Below are 13869 nucleotides of genomic sequence, written 5' to 3'. Positions count from 1 at the left end.
CCGCTTTAATTACAATAGGCAAACCGTGTTTTTGTATAAATGTTTTTGTAGTCTGTAGCTCATCAAATATATAAAAATCGGCAGTAGGAATATTATGTCTTCGCATAAATTCCTTGGCAAAAACTTTGCTTGATTCAATGATGGTGGCTCTTTTATTGGGTCCAAAGATCTTTATTCCTGATTTAGATAAATCATCTACAATACCAATGGCGAGAGGATTTTCTGGTCCTACTACTACCAAATCTATTTTTTTCTCAATACAAAAACTTTTTATCTCTGATATATTTTCTGGCGGAATATTTACATTCTGAGATAATTTTTCTGTGCCTGCATTTCCTGGAGCAGTAAAGAGATTTTTTATCTCTCTGTTCGCTTTTAATTTATATACTAAAGAGTGTTCCCTTCCTCCTCCACCGATAACCAAAACATTCATTCTATACCCCCCGAAGGTATTTATAACATTAAAGGGATTAATTTTCAATTCCGCTTCGCAGAAATCGTCTTGACGACTATTGCTATCTTAGCTGCAATTGCTATTCCTCAGTATATGAGATACAGTAAAAAAGCCTACGATGCGTCGGCATTGTCTGATTTAAAAAGAATTCAAACCCAAGCAGAGGCTTATTATCCAGACCACTCATGTTACCCACATTAAAGTGAGAATTACAATCCTATGTTTTTCCAACTTTAGAAAGGTTGTTTGAGACCTGATTGTCTGACAAATCTTTTTGATTGCCGTTGATCTCAATATTGTTTTCTTTAGCTTTTATGCATTTTCCTTCAAAAATGCCACCTTCAAAAATAACAATATTTAGTGTTCTCACCTCACCGTATACTTGACCCTTGGTTTGAATAGTAACAGACTTAGCATCAATGCTATTTGCCTCAATTCTGCCGTTAACAATCACGGATTTCGCCACTATTTTCCCTTTTATCCTTGCTTTTTCACCAACAATAACAGTGTCTGCTTGAAGTGTGCCATCAAATTCTCCATCAACCCGTAGAGTGCCTTTGGTTTGAACCTCTCCTCTAAAAATTGTATCTTCTCCCAGGAAAGAATTCACTCTATTGCCTTTAGTCTTATTTTTTCCAAGCATTCCCACCACCCCAGTGCGAGTTCAAATAAGACAAGGGGTTTACTTTCTTTCTATTTCTCCAGACTTCATAGTGAAGATGTGGACCTGTAGTTCGCCCTGTTGAGCCTAAGTAAGCGATAATATCTCCTCTCTTTACTCTCTGTTTTGTTTTAACCAAGTTTCTCATATTATGGGCATAAAGAGTAGAGAAACCATAACCATGCTCTATAACAATAAAATTACCATTGTACTTAGTTTTACCCTCATAGCTGACAATACCATCAGCTGTGCAGTGAATCGGTGTGCCTGATGGTGCTCTTATGTCTACGCCGTGGTGAAAACTCTTTCTCTTAGTAATAGGATGTATTCTCCATCCAAAACCAGAGGTAATGTACCCTTTCACAGGATATCCAATAGGTGTAGACTGGTAAATAGATTTTTGCTCTCTTAAATAGCCCTTAAGCTCTTCTACACTATTAAGTCTCTTTTTTATTTCTTTCTCTATCTCGCTAATTTCTATGGAACCTGTGTTTTCTACATTATTGTTTATAGATACTGACTTGATGATTTTTTCTCTTGAACCCATATTCACCAAATTTTTCAACTCATTTTCCGTTTGCCTGAGCTGAGCAAGAGTGATTTTTAAAGTTCCAATATCTTTGTCATACTTAGTTTTAAGAGCGTCAGCCTTTTTTTGATAATAAGTAAGATCTTTTTTTAAGAAATGGTAATCCACAATCTTTGTTGCTGAAATAAGGGCAAATAAAACGACAATAAACATTAAAACTACACATCCAACAAGACTTACAACAGAAAGCTTAAATCCTATTGTTTTACCTCCATTGTGAGGTATAAACAATAAACTAATACTTTTTTTCTTCATTCTCCTCATCCACTTAAATTGTATCTTAACTTCCCTTAATTTTGTTGTCAAACTTATTCTCCTATTGTATTGCAAAACTAGACATGTTAATTTATAAAATTGAATATGTTTACAATTATTTTTATATATTTTTTTCTCATGATTGGAATAGGAATATGGCAGAGGAAAAAAGCAAAAGGTAAAGATGATTTTTTTGTTGCAGGCAGAAAGGGCAATTTAGCTTTTATCTCAGGTTCTTTGCTGGCTACCATCATTGGTGGTTCGTCTGTTATTGGTTTAGCAGGTTTGGGATTTAAACAGGGATTGGTGGGTAGCTGGTGGCTTCTTTCAGGAACCTGTGGTCTTTTAATCCTGGGTTGTTTTTTTGCAGAGAAAGTAAGAGCTACCTGTCTCTATACCCTCCCGGAAATTTTAAAAAAACAATATAATACCACTGTGGCATTAGCAGCCTCAATTCTTATTGTTGTTGCCTGGACAGGCGTGGTGGCAGGCCAGATTGTCGCGGCAGGAAAGGTTTTATCCATTATAGGGACGGGTTCCGCCGCCTTCTGGATGGTCATCTTTACCATAGTGTTTGTAATTTATGCTATCTTAGGAGGACAATTTTCTATTATTCATACAGATTTTCTGCAAGCCATAATCCTCATCTCTGGAATAGTGTTAGTTTTAATAATATTGTCCCTAAATTTCAGTTTTGAAGTAAAATCTCTTCCTCCTGATTATTTCTCTTTCCCCGTAAGCGATAAATTTAGTGTTTTAGATATGTTTTCATTCTTAATCTTAATAGGAGGAACCTATGTAGTAGGACCAGATATATATACCAGAATACTCTGTGCCAAAGATAAAGAGGTGGCAAGAAAATCTGTTTTTATTACAGCAGTGATAATTACTATCCTTGCTTTCGCCATTGCTTTGATAGGCATAGGCGCAAAGATTCTATATCCAGAAATCTCTCCCGAACAAGCATTTCCTCAAATAATAAAGGAAGCATTGCCACCTGGCTTAAACGCAATTGTCCTTGCCGCGTTACTTGCCGCACTTATGTCCTCCGCAGACACCTGTCTCTTGTCTCAAAGTATTATTCTAACTGAAGATATATTAAAAAATCTCTATTCACTCAATGAAAAAAAGACCATCTTGTTTACACGAATAAATTTGGTTATCTTAGGTTTAATAGCACTGGTTTTAGCCCTAACCTTAAAAGGTGTAATCTCTTCCCTTTTATTCGCCTATACCATCTTTACCTGCGGTCTGGTGATTCCCACCATTGCAGGATTTTATAGAAAAAGATTAAAACTAAGTTCCAAAGGAGCCTTATCAGCCCTCGTTGGCGGAGGAACAGTGGGACTGTTGGGTAAAATTCCGCATCTCAATATCCCTTTTAAAGAATATCTACCGTTAATGGGTATTGTTATATGCACAATCTTCCTGTTCGGCGTAAGTTTCATAACAAGAGAAAAAACTTAATCTACTCACCTTGCACGCCGTCCATTCCAAATAGGTAAAATAGGGTAATATTTTTTTGATAGTGGATCTAATTGAACAGGCTTACCGCGTCAAAATAATACCGTGCCCTAAATTCAATGCGGCAGTCATTCTGTTTCTCACCGAATTCGGAGCTGTTAGGTCCTGTAAGGAAAGCGGCCTTCAGCCGCAAATCGAGGTTTGTAATCCCCGTATAGAGAATCTCGGGAGAAAGGGAGTAACTTTTATCATTAATGTTGTATATGCATGTGATTGACGGTGTAAGATAAAGAATGTCGAATGGCTCTTTCTGTGAGATGCGCAGGTACATATAATCCCTCATGGGATTCGGTCTTCCGTAATTACCTTTGGTCATTGTATTTGCCTTTTTCAGGAGTGTTTCATTGTTTGACAAAATGTATGCATTATAACCGTTATTCACAAGGCTGAAAAACCCCTCCATATCTTCCCCTGTAAGTCCCGTTCCGTTACGGTAATATTCACAAATGAAGGTCGTATCGGATTTCGTGAGATACCTGATGCCGAGAAGATAACTTTTTGCATTATAGGTTGACTGTTTTTTATTGCCGGCACTGTCAACAGTCACTTTTGTGATGTCATCGATATATGCGAATTCACCGTGGATTTCAAGGTTTGATGTTATATTCCTGGAAAAGTCTGCTCCGAAACGAGAAGGTTTACTGTTTCCCTTTAAAAACATGAAATCGATGTCCGTATCATAGAGGAGAAAGTAGACTTTGCATGCATAATTTATGTTGTTCCGCACGCCGAATTCACTGTTTATATGCTCATATACGGGAATCACAACGGGAGTGACGGATATGGTCTGCAACGGTCCGGAGAAACTCTTTATGTAATCTGCCGATGCCATGATATATCCTTCAAGAGCAAGGTCGGGATCATTGGGATTCTTCGGCCGGCCGACAAATGCCACAGGATTCCATGCGTAACCCTTCCCCCACTTAAGCGCTTTTTTGCCTATGCTGATGTTGAAACTGGAGGATGGTTTGACGGACAGATATCCTTCATCGATGGTAACATCCGTCCTGGATTTGATATCCGACTCCGTTTTATTTATATTTGTCCGGATGTAGACCTCTGAAATCCCCTTCTTGTATCCCCCGTTTATTGACAGCTTAAAGTTGTATTCATCGAGGTAATCTTTTTCCGGATGGTTGTAAAAATTAAGTTTGTAAAAGGCGGCATCATGATCAAGCCAGAAAAATTTTGGCGTAAATTCCAGATATCCTCCGATGGTATAGGGCTTTTTCTCTATTTCCTTTTCTATTTCAGAAAGGTCAAAGAAATATTCATCCTGTGCAAAAGCAGGAAATGACACAAGGAACAAAATTAGTATTATAAATTTTATTGATTTCACTTATCTACCAAAGTTGTTCCCCACTGTCAGCGGAGTGACTCGAGATTCGGCATAAAGGTCATGGTAAAGACCTCGTCATTCAGCTCTCGTGCCTTGATCTTCGCGAAGATCATGACGGACTTGTATCCCCTGTAAAGGGGACTGTCCGTTTCGATTACCGACGGTCGCACGATTCCGCCGCCGAAATCTTTGACATTTTTATAGTAGATGGTTTTCACGAGCATGGAGGTTTCGGTAAGACATTCGATCCTGACGGGAACGAGTTTTTCCTTATGGACCCACATCTTCAGCTTGTCATAGGCAACAGTCCTGGTTTTTGCCTTCAGGTGCAGGATGTATTCATCGCCGACATCCTCCATCTTTTCTACATTGTATTCAGACGAATAGTCGAGTCGCAGTATGTCGGAGTTGTTGAACACGCCGCCGACCACAGACTGGAGACTGGTGATACGGATCGGCTTTCCCACATTCGGGATATAAAGCCACATGTTTTCATCCAGACGGAGAGTGCTTCTCCCCTTTTCGCTTGCCGGTGAAATAAATATGGCAGCCACCTTATCTTTTCCCTTCTTTACAGTGAATAGTACGAATTCCTTTTTTTTGCCGCTGGGTTCGATATTGATCAGTTTTTTATATGATTCGTAAGAATCGGGGTTCAGGTTTCTGTCAACCTGTAGGAGAACACTGTTTCCGTCTACTGCAAGTGCTGGCAAGGCCAGGAGCAGCAGCAATACGACTATTATGATTTTTCGCATGTTACTGCTTCCCCTCTAAAGCCCTTTTCACAGCATCACCCACACTGCCCTTAAATTCAAAATGAGTTATGCCGTTGTTTTTCAGTGTATTAATCATTTTCGAGCCAAAGTTTCCGGCAACTACTATAGTAACGCCTCTCCGGGCAAGGAAATTTGCTGTTGAAGGCCCGGCGCTACGACTTGCATTCTTGTAAGGGTTATCAATAACCTCGGTCAATTCCCCTTTGTTATTAAAGATAAGATAATAAGGACATTTAGCAGCCATATTGCTTACAGATGCTTTTGCAGTTTTACTACCGGCCGCAACCGCGATTTTCATCTTTTCCAGCTCGGCAGCATTGACCATAACTGCACAAAGAAAAAATATTGCAAGACTTATAAAAAATGATCTTTTCATATCAAATTCCTCCTATATATGTCTTAATGCTTCAATCGGCTCCATTCGCGATGCCTTGAACGCAGGCTGTAGGCTTGCCGCTACGGATACTATAATGACGATTACTGAAACTATGAGAATATCAGCTACACTGACATGGGGTGCCAGCAACAGCCCGGTCTGTCGGCCGAAGTTGAAGGTGATATGGGCGATGTTCAATATGTATATGATTATGCAGCCTATGACATCGCCTATAAGTGCTCCGAAGATGCCGATCGAAAGCCCCTCCAGAATAAACATGGAAAGAATCTTGCCTGGCATTGTTCCTATGGCTAAAATGGTGCCTATTTCACGCATTCGTTCGTAAACCGCCATGATCATGACATTCATGATGCTGACGAGAACCATGGCGATTAGCATGATCTTGATAAAGAAGGTCATGATATCTATCATCCGCGCAATATTATAGAAAGGGGAAAGCTTTTCCCATGTATGAACCTCGAATATAGGCTTCCCCGTTTTATTCTTTTCTTTGGAAAGTGTATTCATGAGGGATCCGTAAACGCCATGCAACATACCAAAGTCCTTGAGTCTCAGCACTATCTCACTTATTTCCATCTGATCCATTCTCAGAACTTCCATGGCATCTTCAATGTGAATATAGCCGTCTCGTCCTCCTGGTCCGGTGACGCTTTCTAGTATGCCGCTGACATTGAATTGTTTTCCGTTAACAGACCCATCCTTGTTGGTGGCAATCACCACGACTGCATCACCCACTTTTACTTTCATTCCCCTGGCCAGAAGCTCCGGTATGAGAATGTTTCCTTTCTTCAGTGTCTTCTTGCCCTTGATAATTCTTGACGGTAAAAGAGGTACCGTCTTTAATTCCATTTCTGGAACAACACCATTCAGGCGGATATTCGTAGTCTCCACATAATTGCTGAACAGACCTCCGAATTTGATTCGCGTCGAATATGCCTCGATTTCGGGAATTTCTTTGATTGCACGATCGATTTTCTGCATGTTCTTCGGCGTCAGCATTATTGTCAGAGGGAGATTGTCAATGGATGCAACATATCCCTTTTTGTGGATCTGCAAGTGGCCGAGCATGGAGTCCGTAATCTGTCCAATAAGGAGGCTTTTGACAGACCCCGTAACTCCCATAAAGACCAGAACAAAAACAACGCCGACCATAATAAGTGATGCCGTCAGAAGGGTTCTTCTGCGGTATCTCGTAAGATTTCTGATGGCTATCTTAAGAAGATTATACATGATTGTCCCTTCCCATATCCTTCCTATCAATAATTGTTCCATCCTGAAGGGTATAGATTATTTCAGCAGCGCCGACGATTTTCTGATCGTGAGTGGAAAAGATAAACGTAGTGCCGGACTTTCTTTTCATCTCTTTCATGAGTTCGATAATCATATAGGCCGTTTTGCTATCGAGATTAGCCGTTGGTTCATCGGCAAGCACAAGCTCAGGTTCGGTAACCAGTGCCCTTGCAACAGCAACCCTCTGTTTCTGTCCCCCTGAAATCTGATCGGGATATTTGTCTTTCTGCTCCATCATCTCGACTGATTTCAGGAGACTTAAGACACGCCGCCTCCTTTCCTCCGACGGAATATTCTGCACCATGATGAGAGGATATTCAATATTTTCATATACAGTAAGAACCGGAATAAGGTTGAAATCCTGGAAGATGAATCCCATGTGCTTGCCCCTGAAGGCGGCTCTCTGTTTCCTGCTGAGATTGACCACATCTGTGCCGGCCACAGTTAGCTTGCCGCCTGTGGGTGTATCAAGACAGCCGATGAGGTTCAAAAGGGTGGTCTTGCCACTTCCGGAGGGACCGACAAAGGAAAGAAACGAAGCGGGTTCAATCTCAAAATTCAGGTTGTTCAATGCCCTCAGGCTGATCTCTCCTGTCTGGTAATCCTTATAAATGTTCTTTGCTGTTATTAATGCCATATTGTTTCTCCCTTACAACTGTAAGCGTTGTCTGTCGGAATCCATCCCTATGGTCGACGCAAACACCTTTTTTTGTACTCCATTTCTCTATGTTTTCTTGCAAGCAACATTCATTAAACAAACCTTTTTTTGCATTATTCCATCTTATTTTATGTATATGTGGAATATTACATTTTGAAGATTATGCAATAATTAAAACAAAATGGCAAACTATTATTGTAATTAAGGAATTGCTGTTATCAATAGTAAAAAATTTCTCTTGATTAACATGCACAATCCTTCTGTTCGGCGTAAGTTTCATAACAAGAGAAAAATATTAAAAAGTATTGGATTTCTATATTAATATTAATACAATAAATATTCTAAGGAGTAAAAAATGATTGAAATTATAATAGCGGCTATTTTGATATTTGCAGTGTCTCTCTTCTTTTCTATGTTTGGAAGAGGTGGAGGAGAACTTTATTTGCCTATAATGATTACTTTACTTGGTATCTCTTTCTATACTGCGGCAGGTGTAAGTTTATTCCTTATATTCCTTCAGGGATTGTCTATGGTATTTATTTATTCACAAAAGCATAAATTGACAGATTGGCCTGTTGCTCTTGTTACCGCTTTTATAGTAGGTATATCATCTTTTCTTGGAGGATTTTTATCTAAGGGAATACCAGGCATCTATTTAAAAATGCTATTTATTGGATTTCTTATAGTCGCAGCATTTCTACTTTTCCTAAATAAGAATGTAAATATTGAGGCTAAAGGATTTGGAGTGTGGCATAGGAGGTTTGGAGGCGGCGAATATAACTTAAATATATTTTACCTTACAATAGGTGTTGTAATAGCAGGATTTTTAGCAGGAATGATAGGAATATCTGGCTGCGGATTGATTATACCTATCGCAATTCTTATTTGCGGGATGCCACTTAGAATTGCAATGGGAACAAATACATTTATCGTCTTCGCGTCTTCTTCTATGGGTTTTTTGGGACATCTTGTAAAAGGAGGTATAAATTGGGAATTAGCTTTGATATTTGGTGCAGCCATAGTAGTTGGTTCTCAAATTGGTTCAAGACTTCACGCAAAGCTAAGTGAAAAATTCTTGAGAATAGGTTTTGCTGTTATATTGATATTTGCGGCATCTATAATGGCATTGAAGGCTCTTCATATTATGTAATTTAGTTTAAACCATCAACCATCAACTATCAACTATCAACTTCCCCCCCCATGTTTATCTGTGTCCATCGGTGCTAATCTGTGGCTAATAATTCTTCCAAGTTTATGAGGACTTAACTATCCTTTCAACAACTAATCCATTGATCACGGAAAAGATAATCATATAAATGGTGAGTATTATAATAAGCGGATAACCAAAATAGTATATCATTATGGGAAGAAGAGGTATTTTGACTGCCCTGGAATATAAAAAAGCGACGATGAGCGATGCTTTCATTCCCTTTTGTTTTAAGTCTTTGAGGAAAATATACCATATATAAGCAGAACCCATTGATATTATCCCTCCGACAATGGTAATAATCCAGCTCAAGATACCCGAGCCTTTACCGAAGTGCTTTGCTATTTTTTGGGGTTTTAAAAATAAATTGGATAAAAATATCAGTACAAAAACAACACAGAGTATAGGTAAAATTTTTAAGAATAGCTTTTCAAAGTTGGAAATGGATAATTTCATTAGATTAAAATCTGCTATTCCTAAGGCTAAATAAATAATGATGACAATAGATAAAAATATTATGTTTCCACTTAATCTCATTGTATCAACCTTAATGTAAAAACTGCTAATACAGATATTATAATGGCCGTTATAAAACTAACAATATTTCTTACAATAGCAAATTTCTTGCCCAATATCTGTATTTCCATAGGTAGTTGAACGATGCCTACTGTGACCCAGCTGAGTATAAAGGCTACAACAGCAAATAGACTGATGCCTTGTTTTAAAAGCTCACCGCCAATAATATAGCTGGTTATAGGATTTCCTGTAAACACGCTACCCGTTAATGCACCAATGAAAGGGTCTATAAATGCATTGCCGGTAAAGATTTTAGCATATATATTTTTTGGGATGAGAGTATTTATTAGAGCAATTAAAAGCAACACTCCCATTAGTATAGGGAGACTTTGCTTGAAATTGTTTAGTGTCTTTAACAAAGCTTGTTTGATTTGTGGAAAATTCACATCTGCTCCTATGAAATAAATATAGCAGAATGAGTTTTTCTGGTCAAAGTCAATCTCATTATTAGAAAGTGTTGATAAATTTGTTAATTCCGTTAAACTGTAAGAATAAAAATTTATAGGAGGGCAAATGAAAGAAGCGTTGCTCTATAAAAAGCTTTCTGAAAATAAAGTAAGATGTGATTTGTGTAATCACCGCTGCGTAATAAAGGAAGGGGAAAGAGGTGTATGCGGGGTAAGAGAAAATAGAAAAGGAACATTGTATACACTTGTTTATGGAAAAGCAATCGCCAATCACATAGACCCTATTGAGAAAAAACCATTTTTTCATTTTTTACCAGGCTCTTTGAGCTATTCTATTGCTACTGTAGGATGCAATTTTACCTGTCTTCACTGTCAAAATGCAGAGATTTCCCAATATCCAAAGGAACATGATGGAGAAATTGTAGGCTTTGACCTTTCCCCGGAGCAAATTGTAAAGGAGGCAAAAGACAATGGATGTAAATCCATTTCATACACCTATACAGAGCCCACGATTTTTTTTGAATATGCCCTGGATACAATGAAATTAGCCAAAGAGGAAGGGATGAAAAATATCTTTATTACAAATGGTTTTATGAGCAAAGAGGCAATAGATATGATGCAGCCTTATTTGGATGCGGCAAATATTGACTTAAAATCTTATAGTGAGAAATTTTACCATACTGTATGCGGAGGAAGATTAAAGCCGGTGTTGGAAAATATGGAATATATGAAAAAGAAGGGCATCTGGGTAGAAGTGACTACACTTGTTATACCTGGTATGAATGATGATCCCATGCAAATTATCAGCATTGCCCAATTTATAAAGGATATTGACCCGGGCATACCCTGGCATATAAGCCGTTTTTACCCAGCATACAAGTTACAAGAAGTTCTTCCTACTCCTGCCAAAACGCTCATCAACATTAGACAGATGGGGCTGCAGGTAGGTTTGAGATATGTGTATTTAGGAAATGTGCCGGGTGAAGGAGATGGAGAAAATACTTACTGTTACAACTGTCATAAATTGCTCATCAAGCGAACAGGATTTTCTGTATTTGAAAATCATATTAAAGATGGCAAGTGTCCTTTTTGCGGTGCGAAAATTGATATAGTGGAAAAATGAAATCATTCAGATTGAAAAAACTCATCTCCAGAAAAGAGATTATGCAAAAGGCAGATAAAGTTGCCTCTATAATTGATAAACAATATGCAGACAAAAATCCACTTATTATTTATGCTCTGGTGGGAGGCAAACCCTTTTTTGAGATATTGACCTCAAAACTACATATACCATTTGATACGGATTTTGTTTGGGTAAGAAGTTATGCTGGCACTAAAAGCGGCGAGTTAAAATGGCTGGAAAGAAATAAAAAGGATTTTACGGGAAGAAATTGCTTACTTGTTGATGATATACTGGATACAGGAAAAACAATGAAGTTGCTAAAAGAATATATAGAGAAAAACGGGGCGGTGTCCTGCAAGGTGTGTGTAGCGGTAGATAAGTTAGAGAGAAGAGAAGAGGATATTGAGCCCGATTTTGTTCTATTTCGTGTGGAGAAGGGATTTTTGGTAGGGTTTGGAATGGATTATGATGAGATGTTCAGAGAATTAAAAGATATATGCATTATAGAAGAAGATGTTTAAAGACAGAGAGGAAGCGGGCAGAGTCCTCGTTTGTTTATTAAAGAAAATGGATATAGATACAAAGAATGCCATTATTTTAGCTTTACCTCGTGGGGGTGTTCCTGTAGCTTGCATGATAAAGAAAGCATTGAATGTTCCAATGGATATAGTTATTTCAAAGAAGATTGGCGCACCTTATAATCCTGAATATGCTATCGGAGCGATGAGTGAATGGGGTGATGTAGAGATAAATGTTTATGAGGAATATGATAGAGACTATATTGAACAACAGAGAAAAGAAATAAAGAAAAAAATTGAAGAATACATACAGAAATATCGTCAAGGAAGGAAACTTCCTTCTATACAGGGGAAAGAAGTTATCTTAGTGGATGATGGAATTGCCACTGGACTTACTATGCTTTCTGTTATAAATAGTTTAAAGAAGAAAAAACCAAAGAGGATTATCGTTGCCGTGCCAGTAGCGCCACCAGAAGTAGTAGAAAAATTTGAAAAGATAGTTGAAATAGTGGTGGTGGAAAAACCTGATTTCTTTATGGCCATAGGTTCATTTTATGAAGATTTTCATCAACTCACAGACGAAGAGGTTATAGAATATCTTAATGCGTAAGGCAATAGTGCTATTTTCTGGAGGTCTGGACAGTATAATTGCGTGCAAACTGCTGCAGAAAAACGGCTGGGAGGTGGTTGCTTTATTTATAGATACGGGCTTTATAGGAAGAGAAATAGATGGAGAAATAGAACGAAAGATAAGGGATATTGCTGATGAAGAAGATATAAGATTAATAGCTGTGGATGCAAAAAACTGTTATTTTCAAAAGGTATTACTCCATCCTCGTTTTGGTTATGGGAAAGGGGCAAATCCCTGTATAGATTGCCGCATATTTATGATGAATAGAGCAAGGGAGTTGAAGGAAGAAATGGGGGCGGATGCTATTGCTACCGGTGAGGTGTTGGGACAAAGACCGATGACGCAAAACAAAAATACATTTAGACTTGTAGAAAAGAAAACAGGAATAAGAATATTGAGGCCGCTTTCAGAAAAGCTTTTAAATAAAGATAGTGAAGATTGGTGTCTGGATATTCAGGGTAGGGGAATGAAAAGACAAATGGAGTTAAAAGAAAGGTTGAATATAAAAAGTTATATCCCCCATGCTGGTGGATGTATTTTAACAGAAGAAGTGTTTTCACATAGATTTAAAGAACTTTTAAAAAACGAGGAAAGTATAGAATTATCCGATGTGATTTTACTTGAAGCAGGCAGGCATTTTAGGTTGCCATCGGGAGCAAAGGTTGTCTTAGCCCGAGATGAAAGAGAATGTAAATATTTACAAGGATTTTGTAAGAGATATGTTTGTTTCTTTCCTGTAGAAAGGCCGGGGGCGATAGCTGTAGCCAAAAAAATTAAAATCGGAGATGAAAAGATTATTGCTTCTTTGATTGCCTATTATTCTAAGAAAAGAAGGATTAAGGTAAACTACTGTTTAGAAGGAAAAGAATATACGAAGGAGGGAGAACCGTTTTCTCAAGATGTATCCCTGTTAATGATATAGGGAATGTTCTGAGGAGGGGTCAGGTCTTCACAGGCTGTTGAAAAAGTGACCTATTTTATAGATAAATCTTATATTTTCAGTAAAAAAATGGTATAATTACACAATCTCATATCAAGGAGAAAGCCTTTATGTTAGGGAAAAGAAATCCACAAGAACCGTTATTTTACTACTTCAATATGGCAGATATGATTCCCAAAAACCATATTTTAAGACTGATCAATAAATATGTTGATTTTTCTTTCATCCGTAAGAAAGTAAAACATCTCTATAGCGAAACAGGTAGACCATCCATTGACCCTGAAATACTCATTCGCATGCTTCTCATTGGATATCTTTACGATATTACTTCAGAGAGAAAGTTATGTGAAGAAGTCAAGATGCATATTGGATATAGGTGGTTTGTAAGTTTAGATATGAATGAAGAAATTCCTGACCATTCTACTTTTTCCAAAAATCGCCATGGAAGATTCAAGCAAAGTGGCATTTTTCAAGAGATTTTTGATGAGATTGTAAGACAATGTATAAGTTATAGCTTAGTCAGT

Annotated in this window: 17 protein-coding genes; 7 read left to right on the top strand and 10 right to left on the bottom strand. The window is 37.9% G+C overall.

Annotation, left to right across the window (positions count from 1 at the left end):
• From J7J10_04215 to J7J10_04205, 3 genes are all read right to left on the bottom strand, one after another.
• Positions 1-433, bottom strand: a 433-nt coding sequence (locus J7J10_04215) for a phosphoribosylamine--glycine ligase (protein MCD6130134.1), incomplete at its 3' end; no start/stop codon positions are given.
• A gap of 238 nt (positions 434-671) precedes the next feature.
• Complete coding sequence (locus J7J10_04210; protein MCD6130133.1) at positions 672-1097, bottom strand: polymer-forming cytoskeletal protein; 426 nt, start codon at positions 1095-1097, stop codon at positions 672-674.
• Positions 1081-1959, bottom strand: a complete 879-nt coding sequence (locus J7J10_04205) for a M23 family metallopeptidase (GenBank protein MCD6130132.1) — start codon at positions 1957-1959, stop codon at positions 1081-1083. The genes J7J10_04210 and J7J10_04205 overlap by 17 nt, the downstream gene beginning before the upstream one ends.
• 105 nt (positions 1960-2064) lie before the next feature.
• On the opposite strand from J7J10_04205, the gene J7J10_04200 reads away from it, so the two are divergent.
• Positions 2065-3426, top strand: coding sequence for a sodium:solute symporter family protein (locus tag J7J10_04200; GenBank protein ID MCD6130131.1), 1362 nt, complete (start codon positions 2065-2067; stop codon positions 3424-3426).
• Between the two features lie 67 nt (positions 3427-3493).
• On the opposite strand, the gene J7J10_04195 is transcribed toward J7J10_04200, so the two are convergent.
• From J7J10_04195 to J7J10_04175, 5 genes are read right to left on the bottom strand one after another with little or no spacing between them, the layout of a single operon-like run.
• A complete protein-coding gene (locus J7J10_04195; protein ID MCD6130130.1) occupies positions 3494-4822 on the bottom strand; it encodes a hypothetical protein in 1329 nt (442 codons plus the stop codon).
• Between the two features lie 26 nt (positions 4823-4848).
• Entirely contained in the window at positions 4849-5577 is a 729-nt protein-coding gene (locus J7J10_04190) for an outer membrane lipoprotein-sorting protein (protein ID MCD6130129.1), read from the bottom strand.
• 1 nt (position 5578) lies between these two features.
• Positions 5579-5974 carry a NifB/NifX family molybdenum-iron cluster-binding protein gene (locus tag J7J10_04185; GenBank protein ID MCD6130128.1) on the bottom strand — a complete coding sequence of 132 codons (396 nt, stop codon included), beginning with the start codon at positions 5972-5974 and terminating at the stop codon, positions 5579-5581.
• A 12-nt stretch (positions 5975-5986) separates the two neighbouring features.
• Entirely contained in the window at positions 5987-7225 is a 1239-nt protein-coding gene (locus J7J10_04180; GenBank protein MCD6130127.1) for an ABC transporter permease, read from the bottom strand.
• Positions 7218-7922 (bottom strand): ABC transporter ATP-binding protein, encoded by a 705-nt coding sequence (locus J7J10_04175; GenBank protein MCD6130126.1) that lies wholly within the window; start codon positions 7920-7922, stop codon positions 7218-7220. The genes J7J10_04180 and J7J10_04175 overlap by 8 nt, the downstream gene beginning before the upstream one ends.
• 376 nt (positions 7923-8298) lie before the next feature.
• On the opposite strand from J7J10_04175, the gene J7J10_04170 reads away from it, so the two are divergent.
• Entirely contained in the window at positions 8299-9093 is a 795-nt protein-coding gene (locus tag J7J10_04170) for a sulfite exporter TauE/SafE family protein (GenBank protein MCD6130125.1), read from the top strand.
• Between the two features lie 102 nt (positions 9094-9195).
• On the opposite strand, the gene J7J10_04165 is transcribed toward J7J10_04170, so the two are convergent.
• Both J7J10_04165 and J7J10_04160 read right to left on the bottom strand, forming a co-directional pair.
• A complete protein-coding gene (locus J7J10_04165; protein ID MCD6130124.1) occupies positions 9196-9687 on the bottom strand; it encodes a permease in 492 nt (163 codons plus the stop codon).
• Positions 9684-10097 carry a hypothetical protein gene (locus J7J10_04160; GenBank protein ID MCD6130123.1) on the bottom strand — a complete coding sequence of 138 codons (414 nt, stop codon included), beginning with the start codon at positions 10095-10097 and terminating at the stop codon, positions 9684-9686. Before J7J10_04160 ends, J7J10_04165 begins: the two co-directional genes overlap by 4 nt.
• Positions 10098-10239: 142 nt before the next feature.
• On the opposite strand from J7J10_04160, the gene amrS reads away from it, so the two are divergent.
• The 5 genes from amrS to J7J10_04135 form a co-directional block, all read left to right on the top strand.
• On the top strand, positions 10240-11256 hold the full coding sequence (gene amrS / locus J7J10_04155; GenBank protein MCD6130122.1) for an AmmeMemoRadiSam system radical SAM enzyme: 1017 nt from the start codon (positions 10240-10242) through the stop codon (positions 11254-11256).
• Positions 11253-11777: a hypoxanthine phosphoribosyltransferase gene (locus J7J10_04150; GenBank protein MCD6130121.1), complete on the top strand. Its 525-nt coding sequence runs from the start codon at positions 11253-11255 to the stop codon at positions 11775-11777. The genes amrS and J7J10_04150 overlap by 4 nt, the downstream gene beginning before the upstream one ends.
• Positions 11770-12384 (top strand): phosphoribosyltransferase, encoded by a 615-nt coding sequence (locus tag J7J10_04145; protein ID MCD6130120.1) that lies wholly within the window; start codon positions 11770-11772, stop codon positions 12382-12384. Before J7J10_04150 ends, J7J10_04145 begins: the two co-directional genes overlap by 8 nt.
• Positions 12377-13327, top strand: a complete 951-nt coding sequence (locus J7J10_04140; protein MCD6130119.1) for a hypothetical protein — start codon at positions 12377-12379, stop codon at positions 13325-13327. The genes J7J10_04145 and J7J10_04140 overlap by 8 nt, the downstream gene beginning before the upstream one ends.
• Positions 13328-13455: 128 nt before the next feature.
• Positions 13456-13869: transposase (locus tag J7J10_04135; GenBank protein MCD6130118.1), on the top strand; the 414-nt coding region annotated here is incomplete at its 3' end.

This window comes from Deltaproteobacteria bacterium, from assembly GCA_021159305.1.
Classification (GTDB): Bacteria; Campylobacterota_A; Desulfurellia; order JAGGSF01; family JAGGSF01; genus JAGGSF01.
This window is presented reverse-complemented; position numbering and strand designations above follow the sequence as displayed.

Bases quoted from the DNA above. Each gene is read 5' to 3' on its own strand.
- J7J10_04165 (MCD6130124.1), bottom strand. From the start codon at position 9,687: ATGAGATTAAGTGGAAACATAATATTTTTATCTATTGTCATCATTATT.
- J7J10_04140 (MCD6130119.1), top strand. From the start codon at position 12,377: ATGCGTAAGGCAATAGTGCTATTTTCTGGAGGTCTGGACAGTATAATT.
- J7J10_04205 (MCD6130132.1), bottom strand. From the start codon at position 1,959: ATGAAGAAAAAAAGTATTAGTTTATTGTTTATACCTCACAATGGAGGT.
- J7J10_04175 (MCD6130126.1), bottom strand. From the start codon at position 7,922: ATGGCATTAATAACAGCAAAGAACATTTATAAGGATTACCAGACAGGA.
- J7J10_04200 (MCD6130131.1), top strand. From the start codon at position 2,065: ATGTTTACAATTATTTTTATATATTTTTTTCTCATGATTGGAATAGGA.
- J7J10_04180 (MCD6130127.1), bottom strand. From the start codon at position 7,225: ATGTATAATCTTCTTAAGATAGCCATCAGAAATCTTACGAGATACCGC.
- J7J10_04150 (MCD6130121.1), top strand. From the start codon at position 11,253: ATGAAATCATTCAGATTGAAAAAACTCATCTCCAGAAAAGAGATTATG.
- J7J10_04210 (MCD6130133.1), bottom strand. From the start codon at position 1,097: ATGCTTGGAAAAAATAAGACTAAAGGCAATAGAGTGAATTCTTTCCTG.
- amrS (MCD6130122.1), top strand. From the start codon at position 10,240: ATGAAAGAAGCGTTGCTCTATAAAAAGCTTTCTGAAAATAAAGTAAGA.
- J7J10_04190 (MCD6130129.1), bottom strand. From the start codon at position 5,577: ATGCGAAAAATCATAATAGTCGTATTGCTGCTGCTCCTGGCCTTGCCA.
- J7J10_04170 (MCD6130125.1), top strand. From the start codon at position 8,299: ATGATTGAAATTATAATAGCGGCTATTTTGATATTTGCAGTGTCTCTC.
- J7J10_04145 (MCD6130120.1), top strand. From the start codon at position 11,770: ATGTTTAAAGACAGAGAGGAAGCGGGCAGAGTCCTCGTTTGTTTATTA.
- J7J10_04185 (MCD6130128.1), bottom strand. From the start codon at position 5,974: ATGAAAAGATCATTTTTTATAAGTCTTGCAATATTTTTTCTTTGTGCA.